The organism is Syntrophobacterales bacterium (genome assembly GCA_019429105.1).
Classification (GTDB): Bacteria; Desulfobacterota; Syntrophia; order Syntrophales; family UBA5619; genus DYTH01.
Window position 1 is genome coordinate 71403 of the sequence record JAHYJE010000007.1, and the last position, 19339, is coordinate 90741.

Consider the following 19339-nt stretch of genomic DNA (forward strand, 5'->3'; position numbering starts at 1 on the left):
TCACCTGAAAATGCAATCTCAACTTATTGAAACCATTACATCCAGTTTTCCCCTTCAAGGGGAGGGCCCGGGTGGGGAGCGGAAAAGGCCACGGCGGCGATGATCGCGGCGCCGATTCCCGATCCGTCATGAACAGGCTGAGTGGCGATTCGGGCCGCCTGAGCGCCGTACAGTTCACGCAGGGTTTCCCGCAGGGCGTCTGGAAATCCCGGATATTTTTCAAAAAGGCTCCCGTCGATGGCAATTACATGATAATCGTCAAGGGTGGCATCCCTCCAGGAAACGACGGCGGCAATCGCCGCTCCGGCCAGCCGGGCAGCCCGGTGGGAAACGATGCGGCAGATTTCTCGGACAATCTTTCTATCAGCGGCAGATGTAGCAAAAAGGCCGAAGGCGGTGGGGAAATCGCCTCCCCGGGCCGCTATCGCCATCTGTTGAGCGGTCAATGAGTATTCCATCGCCAACGCGGAGGGATTCGCCCCCTTGAAAAGGAGCCCCTGCGCCATCATTTCCACAATGATAATGCGTGCAAGTTCGCCCATGTACAGACCGGATACCATTTTTTCCAGCCGCTGTTTCCCGGGATTGGAAGAGGCGCCGTCGAGGATCTTGTCATAGAGGTTTACCGTGACCTTGTCAAAGTTCCCCCACTCCATATTGATGATCATCTCACCGTCGGCAGGAGCCAATCCCGGAGACTTTTTTATCCGGGCAATCTTTTCCGGGTAGCAGGCGTTGGTTCCTGTGCCGAGAATCACGCCCAGATCGCAGGCCGGATCGGCATAGCTGCCGGCGGCAAGCGTGCCGACCGTATCGTTAGTGAGCGCCGCGATATGGATAAAGCCCAAGCCCTTTCGCTCCAGTGCTTCGCAAAGCAGCCACACCACGTCGCGGCCCTCCACGCCAGCGGCAGTGAAGCCCTTTGTCCAGCCGATCAGCTTCCCCGAAACAATGGATAACTGCACTACCGGGAAAGAAAAGGTAAAGGCCAGATCGTGAAGATGGCGCGTGCTTTTTTCATGTTTTTGGAAGAAGGTTTTTACACAGTCGGCAAGGAAATCAAACAGCGCCTCTCCCTGGCCTTCCATGAGAGCCTGGGGAACGACAAACCGTTCGGTCGCGCCCCGGGAGGCGCTTCTGTCGCCATTGAGTCTCACCGCCAGCACCCGGAGGTTGGTGCCGCCCAGATCGAGGGCAAGAAAGTCCCCCTTTTCCGCTCCGGTGGGCCGGCTCACAAAGGTGGGAATCATCTTGAGCGAGCTTTGTTTCCCCGCCAAACCCCGCTCCATCTCCCGGTGAAAATGACCAATCAATTCACTGATATCAGGAATGTTTGCTTGGAAGTCATCCGCCAGGCTGGTCAGAAAGCGTTCAGTCTCAGGGGCAAGGGTTTTTTTTGTTGGCTGCGAATTTCTCATGCAATCATCCCCGCCGTCATTCCGGCGGAATCCGGAAAACGAAGTTTAATGTTAATAGCTTGGACGTCAAGAGCCGGAAGTCGGCCCTTAACGGGATGAGTATCGATTTTATTGAGCTGATGTTGTGGAAAGATTGCCAAGTACTGCTGGGGTTGAGGTTGAATTTGCTCTATAAATTGATGTTCGCGATCTTTCCCATAGAGTTCATGATATTTTCCATAAGGCATAGTATTGAGGGCCATGTAATTGGCAGTGCGGGCGTGCGGGACATAGTCCGCCATGGCCGAGCTGACCGCCGCAACGACAGCTTTCACAAGAAGACCAGCTACGCCGCCGCCGGTATTGCCGCCGGAAAGATCAACCACCACGGTGCCGTTATATCGCCAGAGGACGACATTGGACTTAGCTGATTTCAGTTCGCAATCGATCGAGATGGTCAGGTTCGCCGCAAGCACCATGTAGGAAAGATTCCATTTCTTGATGGTGGTAAACAGAACCGCATCGGCGCCGAAGTATTCCCGAAACTTCTGGAGGGGAACATCCTTGATTAATTCGGAGTCATAAATGCCCTCCATCTTGAGCAGCTCGGTTGTAATCTCGTAGGGAAAAACATAATATCCCCGGAAGGAAAGGGGCTCCTGAATGGTCGTAGCGTAATAATCCTTCGCTTCCGCCGCGGTGGACTCGTTCATGGGCGGCAGGACCAAAATTGAAGCCGGCGCCTCCTGATATAAAAGGGGAAATTTATCCCCTTTCGTGACCATTTTAGGGGCGCAGGCGCTCAGGGAAACGCCCATCAATGCGGGTCTGTCCCCCTGAATGTAGATGTTTCCGGACGGGCAGATCGACTTGCAGATGCCGCAGCCGTTACATTTTTCGTCGACCCAGAAGCTTCGGTCCATCGTCGGAATGCGGGGGAAGGAGAGACGATTTAGTCCGGCAAAAAAAATGTTCTTCCACAGGGGGCCTTTTTCTACCGGTAGTTTCTTTCTCGCTGCGCAGGAAGCGGCGATCCTGCCAATCTTTTCTCGTGACAACTCGATCTGTCGGATTTGCCTCTCTTTTGGTCCGGGACCACCCCGGGGAATATAGTTGGACGGCATCTCCAGCCCGAATCCGGCGGAAAGAGGCAAGCCCCGGATCTGCATTCTTTTCTTCAGTTGAATCAGCGTGGCGGCGACCTGTCCCGCGTTGACGGCCACGGCAAAATAGTACCGGTCCCCCTTTTTCTCCAGCGCCTCTACAAAGGCAATGACTCTGCGCGGCTGCCCCCAGATGTGGACGGGAAAGATGATTCCGATCGCCTCGGCGCCGCTTGCGACCGAATCCCTGGAAGTACTCGATATTGGGATGATCTCGACGTCGCCCATTGCGATTGCCAGCATCCTGGCTGTCCAGAGCGAGTTGCCTGTACCCGTATAGTAGAATAGCTCGGTTTTCATGAATAATTACCTCTAAAAAGATTTCTCCAAATCAATCAGCAGACTGAAAAGCCCTTCTGCCCTCATAATTCGGGCCGGAAAATGTCTCGATCGTGCGCCGCTGCGATTAGCCAAGCGCGGACAGTCCTTTACGATCAATGAGATCAAGAAGCCGCTGCGCAGGGCCGCTTGGATTTTTTTTACCCTGCTCCCATTGCTGCACCGTTGTTTTGCCGAGGCCAAGAATGGCGCGGGGCATTTTCAGTAACAGGCGGGGCGCCTGTCCTGAAAAACAGGGACGCGACTGCGGACGTTGTCTGCAAATTCGGGAGCTATATCGACGACGAGCAATTCTTCTTGCGTTTCCGACCCTTCTACAAGAATTTCGCCCCAGGGATCGACCGCCAGAGAATGGCCGAAGAAGACGTTGTCCGGATCACGGCCGACCCGGTTGACGGCAATAACGAATATCTGGTTTTCAATCGCCCGGGCTATGTTCAGCATTCGCCAGTGATTCCCCCGGACCGACGGCCATTCGGCGCAAACGAAGAGAATCCGGGCGCCAGTGAGGGCCAAAGCGCGCGACAATTCGGGGAAGCGCAGATCGTAGCAAATGATCAGCCCCGCAGTTGTTGAGTCTATGGGAAAGGTACACTGTTCTTGGCCCGGAGACAGATAGAGGTCCTCTTCCATCAGGCCGATCAGGTGGATCTTGCGGTATCTGCCGACTATCCGTCCGTCTTTGCCGATTGCGCAGGCGGTATTGTAAATCTTGCCGTCGCACAGCTCCGGAATCGACCCGGCAACGATAGCAATGTTGTTTTCCCGGGCTGTCCGGCAGAGCATTGCTATCGTCCTGCCCGCCAACGTCTCCGACAAGTCTGCTATATCTTTAAGTTTGTATCCGGTAGTCCATAATTCCGGAAAGACGAACAGCTCCGCGCCCCGGGCCAGCCCCTCCGCAATGAAGGCGCGGGCCTTCGAGTGATTGGCCTCAATGTCGCCATAGGCAACATCCATCTGCACAAGGGCAATTCTCATTGCAAATTCACCATTCAAGCGGCAAGGAAATGCTTCCTGATTCGGTCAAATTTATAGTCGCTGCCCGGAAAGCAGGCAGTATGAATGGTTTTGTCGTTTTGCTCGTTTGCCGCACGGGATCGGTTATTTTGCCTTTTTTACTGTAGAGATGCCGAGCAAACTGTACGCCCCGCAATAATTAAAAAGCCCGGTCAGCAGGGGAATAAGGCCGACAGCTCCCCACCAGCTCTTGTAAAGAAACCCGATTACAATAATCACCACTCCCAAAATAATTCTGATCCATTTATCAATCCCGCCCACATTTGCTTTCATAATGGCCTCCTTATTCGTTTCTGATTTTCTTTTATACAGTTGCCGGGGATAATACAATCAGAAAAATTTACCTGAAATTGCGTGCATAAATTCGCTGTTTGTGATGGGCTGCCCACTCTGACAACCCTTCCTCGGGACGCGACAAAGCTCGTCCCCTAAATTGCATGAACAACAAGCTTCGCTTTATGAACATGAAGCTTCGCTTTCAGCCTTCTTTGCCACGGGAGAAAGCATGAAGCCTGTTGCTTTCCGGCGGATGGCTGTGGTAGATAACAGGCGTCATTAAAATCTAACGAACGCGCTATCGGCAACTCCGACATCCGCCCAAAGTGAAAAATGCACTCATTTATCCTTAATGATATTCTGATCATAATACTCCTGTCGGTCGTCGTGCTTTATCTATGCCATCGCCTGCGCCTGCCGCTCATTGTCGGCTTCCTGCTGACCGGAGTGATTGCCGGCCCGCACGGCTTCCGGCTGGTGCGTGAAATAGCGGCGGTTCAGACGCTGGCCGAAATCGGCGTGGTGCTGCTGATGTTTACAATCGGCATGGAGTTTTCGTTGCGGAGCCTGCTGCGGATCAGAAAAACCGTCCTGCTCGGGGGATCGCTGCAGCTTGTCCTGACGATTCTGGCCGGGTTCGGAGCGGCAAGACTTTTCGGCTTCTCTGCCAAAGAAGCTATTTTTGCCGGGTTTCTCCTTTCCTTGAGCAGCACGGCAATCGTCCTGAAAACCCTCCAGGATCGCGCGGAGATGGAATCCCCGCACGGCAACACGGCGCTGGGCATCCTTATCTTCCAGGATATGGCGGCGATTCCAATGATGCTGATGGTTCCGTTGCTGGCCGGTTCTTTTCAGGGCGGAGGGTCGCCGCTGCTGCTTTTGGCAAAGGCCGTCGGGATTGTCCTGCTCGTCCCGGTCATGTCCAAATGGGTTGTGCCCCGAATATTTTTCAGCATCGCCAAGACCAGAAGCCGGGAACTCTTTCTGATTACCACGATCGCTCTGTTCATGGCGGTAGCCTGGCTAACCTACACGGCAGGGCTCTCGCTCGCGCTGGGCTCTTTTCTCGCGGGGCTGATAATCTCCGAATCGGAGTACAGCCATCAGGCGCTGGGTGATATCCTGCCCTTTCGCGACGTCTTCACCAGCTTCTTTTTCGTCTCGATCGGCATGCTGCTCGACGTCGGCTTTTTCCTGAGACATCCCGTTTCGTTGACGCTGGCGGCGTTCGCCATTTTGGCAATAAAAGCTGCTACTGCGAGCATCGCCGCGTTCTTCTCCGGCCTGCCGCTGCGAACCGCCTTGGTCGCGGGCATGGCGCTCGCCCAAGTCGGAGAGTTTTCCTTTATCCTGTCAGAAACGGGTGTGCCCTTTGGCCTCGTTGTCGGCGACATCTACCAGGCGTTCTTGGCGGTTTCGATACTGACGATGATGGCGACCCCCTCCCTGATCGCCCTGGCGCCTGCCGTGGCCCATGCCATAGTTAAACAGCCGCTGCCTCGCCGCCTGAAGCAGGGAATGGCCCCCAAAAAACAGGAGGCGCCGTCCCGGCTGGAAAATCACCTGCTCATTGTCGGGTTTGGCCTGAACGGTCGCAACCTCGCCCGCGCCGCCCGGATCGCCGGCATCCCCTACATGATTCTGGAAATGAACCCCGCCTTTGTCCGCAGCGAAAAGGCAAAGGGAGAACCAATCTATTATGGAGACGCGACACAGGAGGCCATCCTGCTGCACGCAAATATCCGGCAAGCCCGCAGTCTGGTTGTGGTCATCAACGACCGGGCCGCGGTGCGGAGGATCACCGAACTTGCCCGCCGGCTGAATCCCTCAATATATATCTTGGTAAGAACTCGCTATATATCTGAAATAAATGATCTTTTAAAAATAGGCGCCAATGAAGTGATCCCCGAAGAGTTTGAAACTTCCGTCGAAATCTTCAGCCGGGTGCTCGCCAAATATTTTATCCCGAAGGATGATATCGAAAAACTGATCGTGGAGATTCGTGCGGATGGATATGAAATGCTCCGTTCCCTTTCCCATAACGCTCAGCCGTCCTGCACGATGAACGGCTGCCTGCCGGATTTGGAGATATCCTCCTTCCGGATCGCGGAAGGCGCCTCCGTAATCGGGCAAACCCTTCAGGAAACGGCACTGCGGAAAAAATACGGCGTGACGCTGCTGGCAGTCAACCGTTCTTCCCAGATAATCTCCAATCCTTCCGCTGACTTTGAGTTCGCCGCGGGCGATGTCCTCTTTCTGGTCGGAGAAGCAAAAAAGATTCAGAAAATAAGGGAAGTATTAAACAGTTGAAAGAAAACCACGGAGGGGATGGCCGGTTTGCCGCCTCAATATTCTTGACAGACAAAATAAAGTCTGCCTATACGAACCTCCCCTGTCATGCGAGGGGATACGCCATAAAAATTACTTATAGAGGAGGAAGCGATGAAAAGAGCTATCGTTACGATGCTTTGCTTGGGATGCCTGATTGGTGTTTTTGCCGGACAGGGTGAAGCCCAGACCGTGATCAACATTGCTACGGTCACCAACCCGGCCTTTGTCCACAACTATGCGGCGAAGTGGTTTGAGGAAGAACTGGAGAAGGCCCTTCCTGGCAAGTACAAGGTTGTGCTCCATCACTCCGGGGCGCTGGGCTCGGAAACCCAGGTACTTCAGCAGATCCAATTGGGCACTACGCAAATGTCTGTCTGCACGACCGGTCCAGTCGAGACTTTTGTCCCCGAAATCAAGGCCCTGGAGATGCCTTTTGTGTTTACATCCTATCAGGCCGCCGATAGCGCCCTGGACGGGCCAATCGGCAAATACCTCGCCGGACGGTTTGAAAAGGCGGGGTTTTTCCCGCTGCACTTTCTCGACAATGGCTTTCGCAATGTCACCAATTCCCGACGTCCGGTCAAAACACCCGCTGATTTGAAAGGGTTGAAAATCCGCACGATGGAATCGCCGACCCATCTGGCCATCTGGAGGGCGATCGGGGCAAACCCGACGCCGATGGCCTGGCCGATCTTTACAGCCTTGCAGCAGGGGGTCATTGACGGACAGGAAAATCCCATTGCCGTTATCCACGCCGCGAAGCTGATCGAAGCCGGGCAGAAACATCTGACTATTACCCGCCATGTTTATTCGGCGCTGGTGTTTGTTGCGAACAAAAATTTCATGGACAATCTGCCGGCGGCTGACAGGAAAATCGTGATGGCCGCCGCCCGCACGGCAAGCCTGAAGGGGCGTGCCTTTATCCGCGACAATGAGGCCAAGCAGTTGGCCGAACTGAAGGCGGCCGGAATGCAGGTCGAGGAGAAACCGGATATCGCGGCCTTCCGCAAGGCAACAGCGCCGGTAATCGATGCAACGACCGGTGAGACGAAAAAACTTATCCAGGAAATACGTAAAATTTCAAGGTAGTTGGATATGGGTATTGCCGACTTCATAAATGTAACCAGCCGGGCGCTCAACCGGGCAGTCGAGAGGGTGCTGATGCTGCTCGGCGTTGCCATCGGGGTGATTCTTTTTTGCCAGGTACTTTTTCGCTATTTGGGCGCCTCGCTGGGTTGGTCGGAGGAGGTAAGCCGGCATTTGCTGGTCGCCATTACCTTTTTGGGGGGGACCTCTGCTTATAAACACTCTAATTTTATTGGTCTTTCCGGGATAGGCGGGTTGCTGGGGACGAAACTCCAGGGATTCATTGCCAGGGCGCTCCAGGCGCTGACGCTTACCTGCTTCGGCATCATCGCCTGGTTCGGCATCGCCTGCACCCTTAATGCAAGTGCGCAGACCACATCCTCCCTGCAAATTCCGATGTCCATCCCGTTTGCCGTCATTCCCCTTGCCGCAATAATCCTGGTAATCCATGTGCTGGCCGATATGACCAACCCAGCCCGGCGGAGTCTCCCATGATCGTTGCGCTGCTCTTTGCCCTGCTTTTTTTTCTCATCCTCATTGGGTTGCCGATAGCTCTGTCGATCGGAATTCCGGCGATCGCCATAATGCTGGCGCCGGGGGTATTCCCTCAAGGCGTCACTACCTCGGCGTTGGGACAAACCATTGTCCAGTTGCTCTTCTCCGGGGTGGATTCCTTTGATCTTCTGGCGATCCCGCTGTTTATGATGGCCGGCGCCATCATGGAAAAAGGCGGCATTTCAAGGCAACTGATTGATTTTTCCGATAGCCTTGTTGGGTGGGTGCCCGGCGGGCTTGCGTGCGCCTGCATTGTCGCCTCCATGTTTTTTGCCGGCATTTCCGGTTCCGCGGCTGCCGATACGGCGGCTATCGGCGCGGTTATTATCCCGGCAATGATCAAGCAGGGCTACCCCCCCGCGCTTGCCGGCGCAGTGGTCGCTGCGGGCGGTTCCATCGGGGTGATCATCCCCCCCTCCATTCCGATGGTTATCTACGGATTTCTAACCAATGAGTCGATTGCCAAACTCTTTGCCGGCGGTCTGATCGTGGGAATGCTTTTCGGCCTGTCGTTTATGGCGGTGATAATCTGGCTCTCCCTGCGACACCATTACGGGAACTGGCGGCCCTTTTCCCTCCGCGGGGTCTGGAAAAGCTTCAGAGAGGCAAAATGGGCGCTGGGCGCCCCGGTGATTGTCCTCGGGGGAATACTTGCCGGCGTCGTCACCGTTACTGAAGCGGCAGCGCTTGCCTTGTTCTATGCCCTGCTTGTCAGCCTGACTTTCAATCGGGATATGAAATGGCGGGATTTGCCGCCGCTGATTGTGCGCTCGCAGATCACGGCGGCGACAATCCTCTTTATCATTTCCATGGCCAAGGTCTTTACGTGGCTTGTCGCTATGCAGCAGACAAGCCAACATCTCGGCGCCGCAATCCTCGGGATGGGGCTGCCGCCGTGGGGGGCGTTAATACTGGTAATGGCAGGGCTGCTTCTGGTAGGTTGCGTTGTGGAAACGACGGCCGCGCTGATCCTGCTGGTTCCTGTACTTGCCCCCCTCATTGCGCAGCTGGGGATCGATCCTGTACAATTCGGGGTGCTGGCGGTAGTCAATCTGGCGATAGGAATGCTTACTCCGCCGGTAGGAATTTGTCTTTTTGTAAGTTGCGGAATCTCCGGAGTTTCCCTGGGGGACATCTCGCGGGCGGCAGCGCCCTTTATATTTGCCGCCTTAACGGTGCTGCTGATTGCCGGCGCGTGGCCCCCCCTGACTGTCTGGCTGCCCTCACTGCTTTACAGGTAGCTGAAAACTTTATTTCTTTCCTTGTAAAACCTCGATGAAGGCCTCGATCCGCGTTTCCACCTGGCTCTCGGAAAAACTCCTCTCATCCACCATGTCCGCCTCGATCATCAGCGTGGGAATACCCATTTTCTCGCCTACGATCCTCTGGATATCGTACTGGCCGAAGGAGTAGGGCTTGCAGCTCCGGTTGGAGTGCATGACGATTCCATCGACATTGTATTTTTCGGCCATCGCGATTACCTGCTCCGCCATCTGATCGACGCCGATATTCAGGTAGATCCGGCTGTAGCCTTCGGCCATTGTCTCAATAAAATCGTCTTCTTTTATATACTTCATCGAGCCGCACCAGGCGGTGGTGTAGGTATCGGCGACCAGACACGCGCCGGCAGAGGCGAATTTTTCAGAAAGCCATTTCATCCGGTACCAGATCGGGAGGTTGTCCCAGAGGAGACGGTATTTTTCTTCGGCTACCGCGCCGATCTGCTGCGCTACTCGCTCCTGCATCTCCTCGAGCAGGATTTTGTAGTAATCTACCGTCTGCCTTGTTCCCCGAAGCGTTACGATCAGGGCCAGATGAAAAAAGGCGTCAAAGGCGCTCAGCGGCGACGGACGATTCACCGCCATATCGAGCACGGCCTGCCAGAGGCGCTGTCCCTCCAGGGAGAGCTTCCCCACCTCCTGCATCCGGTCGTAATCGAATCTCTTGCCGGTCGCATTTTCCAGAAACTCTATATATTCAAGTATCTGACTTTTTACATATTTCTTTGCTTCAGCGGAAAAATCGACATGGGTAAAGGGGGTATCGAGGATAAACAGCGGAATATTGAAATAGCGGGCCTGCACCTCATACCACTTCAGAACCGTGCCGCAGATGTTGTTGCAGCAGACCAGCATATCCGGTTCCGGGAGTCCGCCGATCGGGCCGCCGTTGATCGGGGCGCAGCCGATATCGGAACGGGCGTAGGAACACAGATCGCTTGAATAGCCCATCTCCTCCGCCTTCCGGCAGAGCTCGACGCCCATCTTCGAGGCCCCGATCATCGCCCCGTGGTTCTCCGGATAAACCGGAATGATGTCCATCGCAATCAGCGGCTCCACCGGGCCGCCGCTCGTTATCCAGGCGACCTTCTTGCCGGTCTGTCCGGCGGTTTTTGCGTCGATGTAGTAGGAGGTCATGATCTCCTTCATCTTCGCCGCCGCCTTGATCTTTCTTCTCTCTTTGCCCTCGTCTTGCTCCGCCACTTCGTCTCTCCCGCTAAATCATCTCGATGAACGCCTCAACCCTTGTTTGCAATTGCCCGCCCGCTTGAAGCGGGTCGTCCACCTCGAGCATCAAACTGGGAATGCCTGCTTTTTCCAATACTTGTTGCAGATATGGATAATCGAAGGCATGGGGATCGCAGAATTTCAGAAAAAAGAAAATCACCCCCTGCGCCCGTTTTTCCACAACCATCTCCACCAGACGCTCCCCCCGATCAGCTATTCCCGCATGCTTTGCCGGGCAGACAATTCTCTTCATGTACCTGTCGGCGATCGCCATGAGCGGATCCGGATTGTCCTCATCGACAGGACCGTTAAAATAGCGGAACCCGGTACAGAGGTTGTCGCCTGCAATAGCGCCGCCGGCTTCCTCAATGATATTGTATATATCAGGATAATTGCATACGCCCCCTTCCAGAAAAATCCGCTTTGGCAAGGGGGCGCCGGCGTCGGGGGCCTCACGGCTGTCAGAGGATAGTTGAACCACGGCATCCTCAACAAGGTCCGCAAGCCGTTTTTTGTCCATAATCATCGCCGCACGGTTAAGTATATATAATTCTTCTCCATTTATAATTGAGGGATTCTTGTTGATCAGCTCGTAGATTCTGGTGAACGACTTGCGGATCCGGTTCATGGCGCTGATCGCTTTGCGCAGGTCGCTATCGGCAATCTCCACTCCGAGCTTTGCCCCCAAATCTTTCCTGAAGATCTCCAAAACATCCCGGAAATAGCTGCGGGCGCTTTCGGTATTCAGTTTCGCCGGCAGAATCAAATCCAAATGAAAAAAACCGTCCTTGTTGATCCGGCAGATATCCGAGAGCCGCTGCATTGTGTCGCAAGTATGCGCAAAAACAATCCCTTCCAAAAAATCAAGCCTTCCGGACAGTGCATCTTCCAACACTCCCCTGGCCAGAGAACAACAATAGGACTGAAGATGGGCGTCGGCCAGGCGCGCCTTCTGTCCGGAGCCGAAAAGACGAAACGGGTGAGCCCCTGTGGCGATGATTATTTCTTCCGGCGTATATGAGCATAAAGTGCCGACAATCTTCTTTTCAGCTTTCAGCGTTTCGGCATAACCATAGGGGTCTTTTGCAATAAGCAGAAGCTCTTCGCTTAGCTTCATCAATGCCTCCTTCAGAGCCTAATAACATTTCACCGCGCTGCGGCCTGGACATCGGTTATCTACACTAAATCGGCTATTTGAATTGCGCCGCGTTGCGGCTCGTTCATTGGCTGCTGACATTGCCCCGGCTGGTTTTACATTTTTGTAAGAATTTCGACGCCCTGTTCGGTAACAAGCACGGTATGCTCAAACTGGGCGCTCAGACTGCCGTCTTTTGTCGTCACCGTCCAGCCGTCCTCCCGTGAGGTGACAACCTCGTAAGATTTCCCCATATTGATCATCGGCTCGACGGTAAAGGTCATCCCCTGCCGCAGCCGCACCGCATCTTCCTTGGTGTAGTGATGATGCACATAGGGCTCTTCGTGAAAATCCCTGCCAATCCCATGACCGCCATAATCGCGAACGATGCTGTAGCCGAACTTGGAGATATATTTTTCAATCGCCCGGCCGACCTCGTAGAGAAACTTCCCGGGCTTGATCTCGTCTATTCCCCGATACATGGCATTCTCCGTGCGGGAAACAAGATTTTTCGCCTCTTCCCCTCCGTCGCCGACCACATAGGTTCGTGAAGAGTCCCCGAAATAGCCGTCGAGAATGACGGTAACATCGACATTAACGATATCCCCATTCTTAAGTATTTCTTTTTCCGAGGGAATTCCATGACAGACCACATTGTTCACCGAGGTGCAGATGCTCTTCGGGAAACCATGATAATTCAGCGGCGCGGAAATCGCCCCGTGCTTTTGCGTATATTCCTGGCAAAGATCATTCAGAAATAACGTGCTTACTCCTTCTTTAACAGATGGTTCTATATACTTGAGGAGCTGTGCGGCCAGCTTTCCGGCCTTTCGCATTTTTTCGATATCATCCTTGTTTTTAATAATAATCATAAGCCCGCTCTTGATCAGATCGTTGAAAGTGCATGCATGTTACTGTTTATTAAGTATTTTCTGTAAAAACAGTTAGGACTGTTGCGACCTCCCGCCCTGCCGTTCTGGTAAACCATTTCCCGGAATATTAGTCAAGCCGTTTTAGCGGCAAGGTCGGCGAGAAGGTCTTGACTGCGTGACTGTTTTTTCATTGACAGACAATCTCGATTTACCTATAGTTGGCAGCGAAGCGCTTTAATTGTCAGGAAACATTCCCGTTTACTGCCCAATCATCCGGCTGCCATGAAAAACCGTCAGAAACAGCAGGCTCCACATCAAATATCGCATCTCCTTGCCGAATCCCGGCTCGTCATCCATTTGTCGGGTGAATTCGGACTCAAGACCCTGCCTGTCTTTTCCAGTGAGATAAACAATCTGCTGGAAAATGCAGAAACCATTCAGGAAATAGAATTAGATTTTTCCCGCGTCTCCTATTTCGACAGTGCCGCCGCCCTGGCCATTTTGACCATCAGGCAATCCTGCGCGGCAAGGGGCTTCGCTGTTCAACTCGTCAATTTCCCTGAAAAAATAGAAAGAATTTTCGGCGTAATTGACCAGAACGTCCTGACCAAACCCCCACTGAAGACAACGGTAAGACGCGAAGGAGCGATCACCCGGATCGGTGGGGATTTTCTCGAATTTGTACACGATACGCAGGAATTTATTACATTTTTTGGCGCACTGCTGGTTGCCGTGGCTAATGCCGTTTTTCATCCCCGCTCGGTACGCGCCAAAGACGTCCTGTTTTATATGACGCAGGCCGGCGTCAACGGTCTGCCGATTGTCGGTTTGATCAACCTGCTGATCGGGCTCATCATTGCTTTCATGTCTTTCCTGCAACTGCGCCTGTTCGGCGCCAATGTTTACGTCCCGGCGCTTGTCAGTTTCGCGATGGTCAAGGAGCTGGGGCCGATCATGACGGCGATCCTGGTGGCTGGTCGTTCCGGCTCCGCGTTTGCCGCCGAAATCGGGACAATGGTCGTCAATGAAGAGGTGGACGCACTGAAAACAATGGGTTTCGATCCAGTGGCATTCCTGGCCGTTCCGAAAGTTTTCGCCTTGCTGATCGCGGTCCCCATCCTGACCCTGTACGCCGATCTGTTCGGCGTCATCGGCGGCTTGACCGTCGGCGTAATCGGCCTTGACATGTCGTTTAATACGTATATTACACAATCACTGAATGCCGTCGGCGTTTTTGACGTCGTTGCCAGCCTGATCAAGGCGGCGGTTTTCGCGGCGCTCATTGCCGGAATTGGCTGCCAGCGGGGGTTTCTGGCCCGTTCCGGAGCGCAGGATGTCGGCAAGTCCACAACATCCGCGGTCGTAGCCGCCATCTTTATGATCGTAGTCGCTGATTCCTTTTTTGCCATTGTGCTGTACTATCTAAGATAATTGTTTGCGGAAGGAGCCGCCTTGTTCGCTATGGAAAACAGCTCAATAATTACGGTGGAAAATCTGACCGCCCGGTTCGGCGACAACATCGTCTTTGCTGACGTCAGCTTTCAGGTAAAAAAAGGAGAAGTACTTGTTATTGCAGGAGAAAGTGGCTGCGGTAAATCCACGCTGCTGAAAATAATGATCGGACTGCACAGGCCCGCCTCGGGAAGGGTTCTGTTTCGGGGTGAGGACATCAGGGGCGCGGATGAGCAGGAATTAAACCTATACCGGCGCAGTATCGGTGTCCTTTTCCAATCTTCCGCCCTGTTCAGCTCCATGACGCTCAGCGAAAATATCGCCCTGCCGCTCCGGGAATACACCGATCTCGACGACGGGACCATTGACCTGCTGGTCAAAATGAAACTGGGGATGGTAAATCTGGCCGGATACGAAAATCACTATCCGGCGGAACTGTCGGGGGGGATGAAAAAACGGGCCGGCATCGCCAGGGCAATGGCGCTTGACCCAACTGTACTTTTTTTTGACGAACTGTCGGCGGGGCTGGACCCGGTTACCGCTGCCGAACTCGATAATCTGATTATCAAAACCAATGAAGCGCTGGGGACGACAATGGTTATCGTCACCCACGAATTGGAATCCATCTTCAAAATTTCCCATCGCATCATCATGTTGAGCAAGGCGGCGGGAGGCATCATCGCAGAGGGGAGTCCCGCCGACATGAAGGAACACTCGACAGACCCCCTGGTTCGTAATTTCTTTTGGAGGCAGGCGCCCGGGGCGTTGCTTCAGGAGAGTTCTTATGGCCAGTAAGAATAAAAAATTCATCACCGGGCTTTTCGTTCTGAGCGGTTTATTGATCGGCGCAATTGCCATCATCTGGCTCGGCGCGTCGGATATGTTCCTGAAGGGGGCGCTTTACAACGTTTATTTTGACGAATCGGTACAGGGGCTGCAGGTGGATTCGACGGTCAAATACCGGGGCGTGGAAATCGGCAAGGTCAAAAGCATAAAAGTCGCGCCCGACAACATGCTGATTGAAGTCGTCATGAAGATCGATCTGTCCAGCGATTTACAGAAAAACACCTATGCCCAGTTGCGAACGGCCGGCATTACCGGAATCGTCTTCATTGAACTGGATCGGATCAGCCCGGAGATCGTTGTTAACTTCCGGAATGTTCCCTTCGTTTCCGACCATCCCGTCATCCCGTCGCGCCGCTCGGAAACCAGCCGGTTTTTGTCCGATGCCAACACCATCCTGCAAAATATTAAAGCTATTGATTTTAAAGGTGTATCTGAACAAATCAAGGATTCCGCCCGTTCGCTTGAGGTTTTCATGACCGACAAGCGTCTGACCAGAATAATCGCCAATCTGGAATCCGCCTCCCTCATCCTTGACCGCTCCGCCGCCAGGATAAAAGAAAAAATTGACGCATTCGAGACGGAAAGCGTCCGGAGAGATATCGCCGCCACCCTTGCCGAAACGCGCGTTCTGATCAAAAGCGCCAGGCAGGAGATCGAAGCAATGCAGCTTCCCCGGCAGGCGGCAATAGCGGGCGAGGCTATCGAGGCGATAGATAAGAGCTCAAGGGCGATCGCCCTGAAGCTGCAGGATTCGTCAGAAAACCTGCGGACGGCCTCCGAATCCCTGAAGGGTCTCGCGGAGAGCCTGAAAAACAACCCCTCGGAGCTGATTTTCGGCCGCCCGGGGCCGCCGCGAAAGCCGCTGGAATAAAGGAGGAGATGCAATGGAGCAATGCTTGCCGTTTCGCAAAAGCCGGCCCCGTATTATGAACACCAAGCTTCGCTTTTTCCGGGTGAGTTTCCTTTTTTTGGCCTCCCTGTACGTTGCCGGATGCGTCGGCAAACCGCCGCTTACAATAGACAGGTACCTGATAGCTTATCCCGCGCCAGTCTTGGAAAAACTTCCCCGGATCGAGGACGCTCTCCGGGTTGACCGCTTCTCCGTTGCCGATGCGTACAACAGCGAGGCGATGATTTTCCGCAGTGACAGCGTCAAGTTTGATTCCTTGAATTACAACAAATGGGCGGTTAATCCTGCCGACATGGCAACAGACAACCTGCTGCGCGACCTGCAGGAAAGCGGTCTTTTCCGCGCCGTGTTTTCACGATACGTGCTGGATGAAGGACGTTATGTCCTGCAGGGGGGGATTCATGAGTTTTTCCTCCGTATGGATAAAGCCGGCAATGCCGCTGTTATCAAACTGGAAATTACGCTCAAGGATATAACGCAGCGGGAGGCGACCAGGAGAATTCTGTTTCAGAAAAAATATCAGGAGGAAGAATTGCCGGCAACCCGGACGCCGGAAGGCTATGCCAAGGCAATGAGCCGCGCCCTGGAGAGAATTTCCCGAAAAATCACAAACGATATTTATAAAACCCTTGCGCCTGCCCAGGCAGGCACGCGATGAAGTTCTTGGAGCTTTCGGCGACCACCCCGGACGCGACCAAGCGCGCCCCGCCAATTTTATAAACAGACGAGCCAATTGCAAAACTATTTGTCATTCCCGAAAGCGGAGCTTAATGTACACAATGCTTCTATCGGGAATACGGTTTTTCAAGCAGTTAGAACCAGATTATGAACATTAAACTTCGTTTTCCCGCTTAAAATCATTGCGGGAATGACAGCGTTGGGAGTTTTGCAATTGGCTCAGACTAAAGTCCAAACAACCTGAGCAGTTGCTATAATATTTTGCTGCGAAAGATGAAAAAAACCGCACCCATCAGGCAAAAGCCCGCCCAGAGATAGTCCAGCGTAAATTTTTCTTTCATGTAAAGCGCGGAAAGGGGGATAAAGATTGAGAGAGTGATGACTTCCTGGATTATTTTTAATTGTCCCGGGGAGATGTTCGTATGCCCTATGCGGTTGGCCGGCACCTGCAGCAGATATTCAGACAGCGCTATCCCCCAGCTCGCCAGGGCGGCTATAATCCAGGGCTTATGGGACATGTTCCGCAGGTGCCCGTACCACGCGAAGGTCATGAAAATATTGCTTGCGAATAGCAACGCCACCGTTGCCAAAACCCTGTTCATACCCCTACCGCCCGCCATCATGCATGATAGACATGCCGACATTTTTTTCAGACGCCGCTCATTGCCGCCCTGCTGCGGGGGGTCATTTCATAAGCAGCCGTTCGCTGTCAAGTGAAATAATTACGGAAAAAATGACTCCCCGGAAATGTAAAACCCGTCACGGTAAATTTGTTCTGTTCGCAAAAGGCGGAAAATAGCGGGTTTTCCATCTTCGCCCTTTATTTAAAATCATGTACTTGCATGGAGAACAAACTTACCCTGCAAAACCCGTTGACACACGGTTGAATTTCCCGTATCGTCTCAGCCGTCAAAACCGGGCTGCGGCCATGTATCATCTATAACATCGGGAAATTATAATTAACTCTATGCATCTTCCGCTGTGGGGCCCCTTTGCGGCCACGCGGCAACCAGGGACAAGAGCAAAATAAATTTCAGCGGCGGGGAGAACGAAAATGGCAAAAATATTTGAAAAAATAAACATTAATGGCATGCTGCTCGAAAATCGCACTGTCCGTTCCGCAACCTGGGAGGGACTCGCGGACAAGGACGGAGGGGTCACACCGGCCCTGAGCGACCGGATGATCGCCCTGGCTCGGGGAGGCGTTGGCCTGATCATCACCGGGCATGCGTTCATCACCAAGAATGGTCGGAGTGGGCCGGGACAGCTCGGCGTTTACCAAGACGAACTGCTCCCCGGACTAACCCGACTGGCGACAGCGGTCCATAAAAACAGCAGCCGGATAGTCCTGCAGTTGGCCCACGGAGGCTTCTTCGCGATGGGCAAACTGACGGGCGAAGCGCCGCTCGCCCCCTCCCTCGTTCCCGAAATGGCCCAATCGCCCCGCCGGGAAATGACTCTTCCGGATATCCAGGAACTGGTCGGCGCCTTTGCCGCGGCGGCCGGAAGGGCAAAAGCCGCCGGTTTCGACGGGGTGCAGATCCACGCCGCCCACGGCTATCTGCTGAGTCAGTTTCTCTCGCCAGCTTTTAACCGGCGTACCGATGAATACGGGGGAAGTATTGAAAACCGCACCCGTTTTATTATCGAAGCGCTCCGCGCGATCCGTCTGTCCGTCGGCCCCGACTACCCGGTGCTGGTCAAGATGAACGTCGGCGATTTTATCGACGGCGGCCTTGCCCTCGACGACTCGCTTACGGCCGCCTCCCTGCTTGCCGAAGCAGGAATTGACGCAATCGAACTGAGCGGCGGATTCCTGAGCGGGGGAAAGCTGAGCCCGAGCAGGATGGGAATCGATTCGGAGGAAAAGGAGGCATATTTCAGTGAGGAGGCCAAGGCCTTCCGCAAAAAGGTCTCCGTTCCCCTTATCCTCATCGGCGGAACCCGTTCTTTCGGGGTCGCCGAAAGGCTGATTGCCGACGGAATCGTCGATTGCGTTTCCTTCTGCCGCCCACTTATCCGCGAGCCTGATTTGATAAATCGCTGGAAATCCGGGAACTTCGCAAAAGCCGCGTGCATTTCCTGCAATCGGTGCTTCGGCCCGGGGCTGACCGGCCAGGGGGTTTACTGCGTGGCTGAAAAGAGGTCGGCCTGATTATCACAGTCGCAGAATCTGGCGCCCAAATGTCATAGTTTGTCACGTCTCGCAGAACTTGCCTTTCTCCCGCCGAAATTTCCTTCAACACTTCTGGACGTAAATCAGCTATTCTGATCAATGTTTTTGCCGCACGGGACGGTTCGCGCCGCCCCTGTTCCCATTGTTCCAGCGTCCGTTTCGAGACGCCCATCAATGCGGCAAACTGGCTTCGGGGAAGGCCATGTTGAAAAGGATTATTGCCATAATGTTATCGGGTCTGCCACTTTTCTGCGCCACCGGTGCAATCGCTGGTGTTTAAGGTTTGATCACCGGACTCTTTTTCGAGTTGTTCCGGCATTAAAGGTTGTCGAGGGGGCTGCGAACCGCAAGTCCCGGCCGGTTGAGCACGTGGGTGTAGATCATCGTGGTGGCGACATCGGCATGGCCGAGCAACTCCTGCACGGTCCGGATGTCGGCCCCGCCTGCCAGTAGATGGGTGGCGAAGGAGTGACGCAATGTGTGCGGTGTTACCCGCTGGGAAAGGCCTGCCGCCCTTGCCGCCTTGCGGATGGCGTTCTGAAAAGCTGCATCGTCGAGATGGTGCCTTCGCCGCAGGCCGCTGCGCGGGTCGATCG

The 19339-nt window shown here is 54.0% G+C and carries 18 protein-coding genes; 9 read left to right on the top strand and 9 right to left on the bottom strand.

Translation table 11 applies throughout. From position 1 onward, the window contains the following. Positions 1 to 35 precede the first annotated feature (35 nt). From K0B01_03920 to K0B01_03935, 4 genes are all read right to left on the bottom strand, one after another. Positions 36 to 1418, bottom strand: a complete 1383-nt coding sequence (locus K0B01_03920; GenBank protein MBW6485280.1) for a hypothetical protein — start codon at positions 1416 to 1418, stop codon at positions 36 to 38. Beyond that, positions 1415 to 2860, bottom strand: a complete 1446-nt coding sequence (locus tag K0B01_03925; protein ID MBW6485281.1) for an EFR1 family ferrodoxin — start codon at positions 2858 to 2860, stop codon at positions 1415 to 1417. Before K0B01_03925 ends, K0B01_03920 begins: the two co-directional genes overlap by 4 nt. 240 nt (positions 2861 to 3100) lie before the next feature. Beyond that, on the bottom strand, positions 3101 to 3880 hold the full coding sequence (locus K0B01_03930) for a carbon-nitrogen family hydrolase (protein MBW6485282.1): 780 nt from the start codon (positions 3878 to 3880) through the stop codon (positions 3101 to 3103). 123 nt (positions 3881 to 4003) lie between these two features. Continuing rightward, positions 4004 to 4192 (bottom strand): DUF2892 domain-containing protein, encoded by a 189-nt coding sequence (locus K0B01_03935; protein ID MBW6485283.1) that lies wholly within the window; start codon positions 4190 to 4192, stop codon positions 4004 to 4006. A gap of 336 nt (positions 4193 to 4528) precedes the next feature. On the opposite strand from K0B01_03935, the gene K0B01_03940 reads away from it, so the two are divergent. From K0B01_03940 to K0B01_03955, 4 genes are all read left to right on the top strand, one after another. After that, the gene (locus tag K0B01_03940; GenBank protein ID MBW6485284.1) at positions 4529 to 6505 is read left to right on the top strand and encodes a cation:proton antiporter; all 1977 of its coding nucleotides are present in this window, start codon (positions 4529 to 4531) and stop codon (positions 6503 to 6505) included. 132 nt (positions 6506 to 6637) lie between these two features. Then, positions 6638 to 7615, top strand: coding sequence for a TRAP transporter substrate-binding protein (locus K0B01_03945; GenBank protein ID MBW6485285.1), 978 nt, complete (start codon positions 6638 to 6640; stop codon positions 7613 to 7615). Positions 7616 to 7621: 6 nt separating this feature from the next. Beyond that, positions 7622 to 8107, top strand: a complete 486-nt coding sequence (locus K0B01_03950; protein ID MBW6485286.1) for a TRAP transporter small permease subunit — start codon at positions 7622 to 7624, stop codon at positions 8105 to 8107. Continuing rightward, the gene (locus K0B01_03955; protein MBW6485287.1) at positions 8104 to 9408 is read left to right on the top strand and encodes a TRAP transporter large permease; all 1305 of its coding nucleotides are present in this window, start codon (positions 8104 to 8106) and stop codon (positions 9406 to 9408) included. The genes K0B01_03950 and K0B01_03955 overlap by 4 nt, the downstream gene beginning before the upstream one ends. Before the next feature lie 9 nt (positions 9409 to 9417). Here K0B01_03955 and K0B01_03960 read toward each other — a convergent pair whose 3' ends face one another. The 3 genes from K0B01_03960 to map all read right to left on the bottom strand — a co-directional run bounded on the left by K0B01_03960 (position 9418) and on the right by map (position 12681). After that, positions 9418 to 10650 (bottom strand): 2-hydroxyacyl-CoA dehydratase, encoded by a 1233-nt coding sequence (locus K0B01_03960; protein MBW6485288.1) that lies wholly within the window; start codon positions 10648 to 10650, stop codon positions 9418 to 9420. Positions 10651 to 10663: 13 nt separating this feature from the next. After that, on the bottom strand, positions 10664 to 11791 hold the full coding sequence (locus K0B01_03965; protein MBW6485289.1) for a 2-hydroxyacyl-CoA dehydratase family protein: 1128 nt from the start codon (positions 11789 to 11791) through the stop codon (positions 10664 to 10666). A gap of 134 nt (positions 11792 to 11925) precedes the next feature. After that, a complete protein-coding gene (gene map, locus K0B01_03970) occupies positions 11926 to 12681 on the bottom strand; it encodes a type I methionyl aminopeptidase (protein ID MBW6485290.1) in 756 nt (251 codons plus the stop codon). 282 nt (positions 12682 to 12963) lie between these two features. Here map and K0B01_03975 point away from each other — a divergent pair, with 282 nt between their 5' ends. From K0B01_03975 to K0B01_03990, 4 genes are read left to right on the top strand one after another with little or no spacing between them, the layout of a single operon-like run. Continuing rightward, a complete protein-coding gene (locus tag K0B01_03975; protein MBW6485291.1) occupies positions 12964 to 14112 on the top strand; it encodes an ABC transporter permease in 1149 nt (382 codons plus the stop codon). Between the two features lie 30 nt (positions 14113 to 14142). Beyond that, a complete protein-coding gene (locus K0B01_03980) occupies positions 14143 to 14928 on the top strand; it encodes an ATP-binding cassette domain-containing protein (protein MBW6485292.1) in 786 nt (261 codons plus the stop codon). Then, positions 14918 to 15850: an MCE family protein gene (locus K0B01_03985; GenBank protein MBW6485293.1), complete on the top strand. Its 933-nt coding sequence runs from the start codon at positions 14918 to 14920 to the stop codon at positions 15848 to 15850. The genes K0B01_03980 and K0B01_03985 overlap by 11 nt, the downstream gene beginning before the upstream one ends. 55 nt (positions 15851 to 15905) lie before the next feature. Further along, the gene (locus K0B01_03990) at positions 15906 to 16547 is read left to right on the top strand and encodes a membrane integrity-associated transporter subunit PqiC (protein MBW6485294.1); all 642 of its coding nucleotides are present in this window, start codon (positions 15906 to 15908) and stop codon (positions 16545 to 16547) included. Between the two features lie 271 nt (positions 16548 to 16818). Here K0B01_03990 and K0B01_03995 read toward each other — a convergent pair whose 3' ends face one another. Next, entirely contained in the window at positions 16819 to 17169 is a 351-nt protein-coding gene (locus K0B01_03995; GenBank protein ID MBW6485295.1) for a DMT family protein, read from the bottom strand. Between the two features lie 452 nt (positions 17170 to 17621). Here K0B01_03995 and K0B01_04000 point away from each other — a divergent pair, with 452 nt between their 5' ends. Continuing rightward, positions 17622 to 18722, top strand: coding sequence for an NADH:flavin oxidoreductase (locus K0B01_04000; GenBank protein MBW6485296.1), 1101 nt, complete (start codon positions 17622 to 17624; stop codon positions 18720 to 18722). Between the two features lie 339 nt (positions 18723 to 19061). On the opposite strand, the gene K0B01_04005 is transcribed toward K0B01_04000, so the two are convergent. Continuing rightward, the gene (locus K0B01_04005; protein MBW6485297.1) at positions 19062 to 19337 is read right to left on the bottom strand and encodes a tyrosine-type recombinase/integrase; all 276 of its coding nucleotides are present in this window, start codon (positions 19335 to 19337) and stop codon (positions 19062 to 19064) included. Between the last annotated feature and the right edge of the window lie 2 nt (positions 19338 to 19339).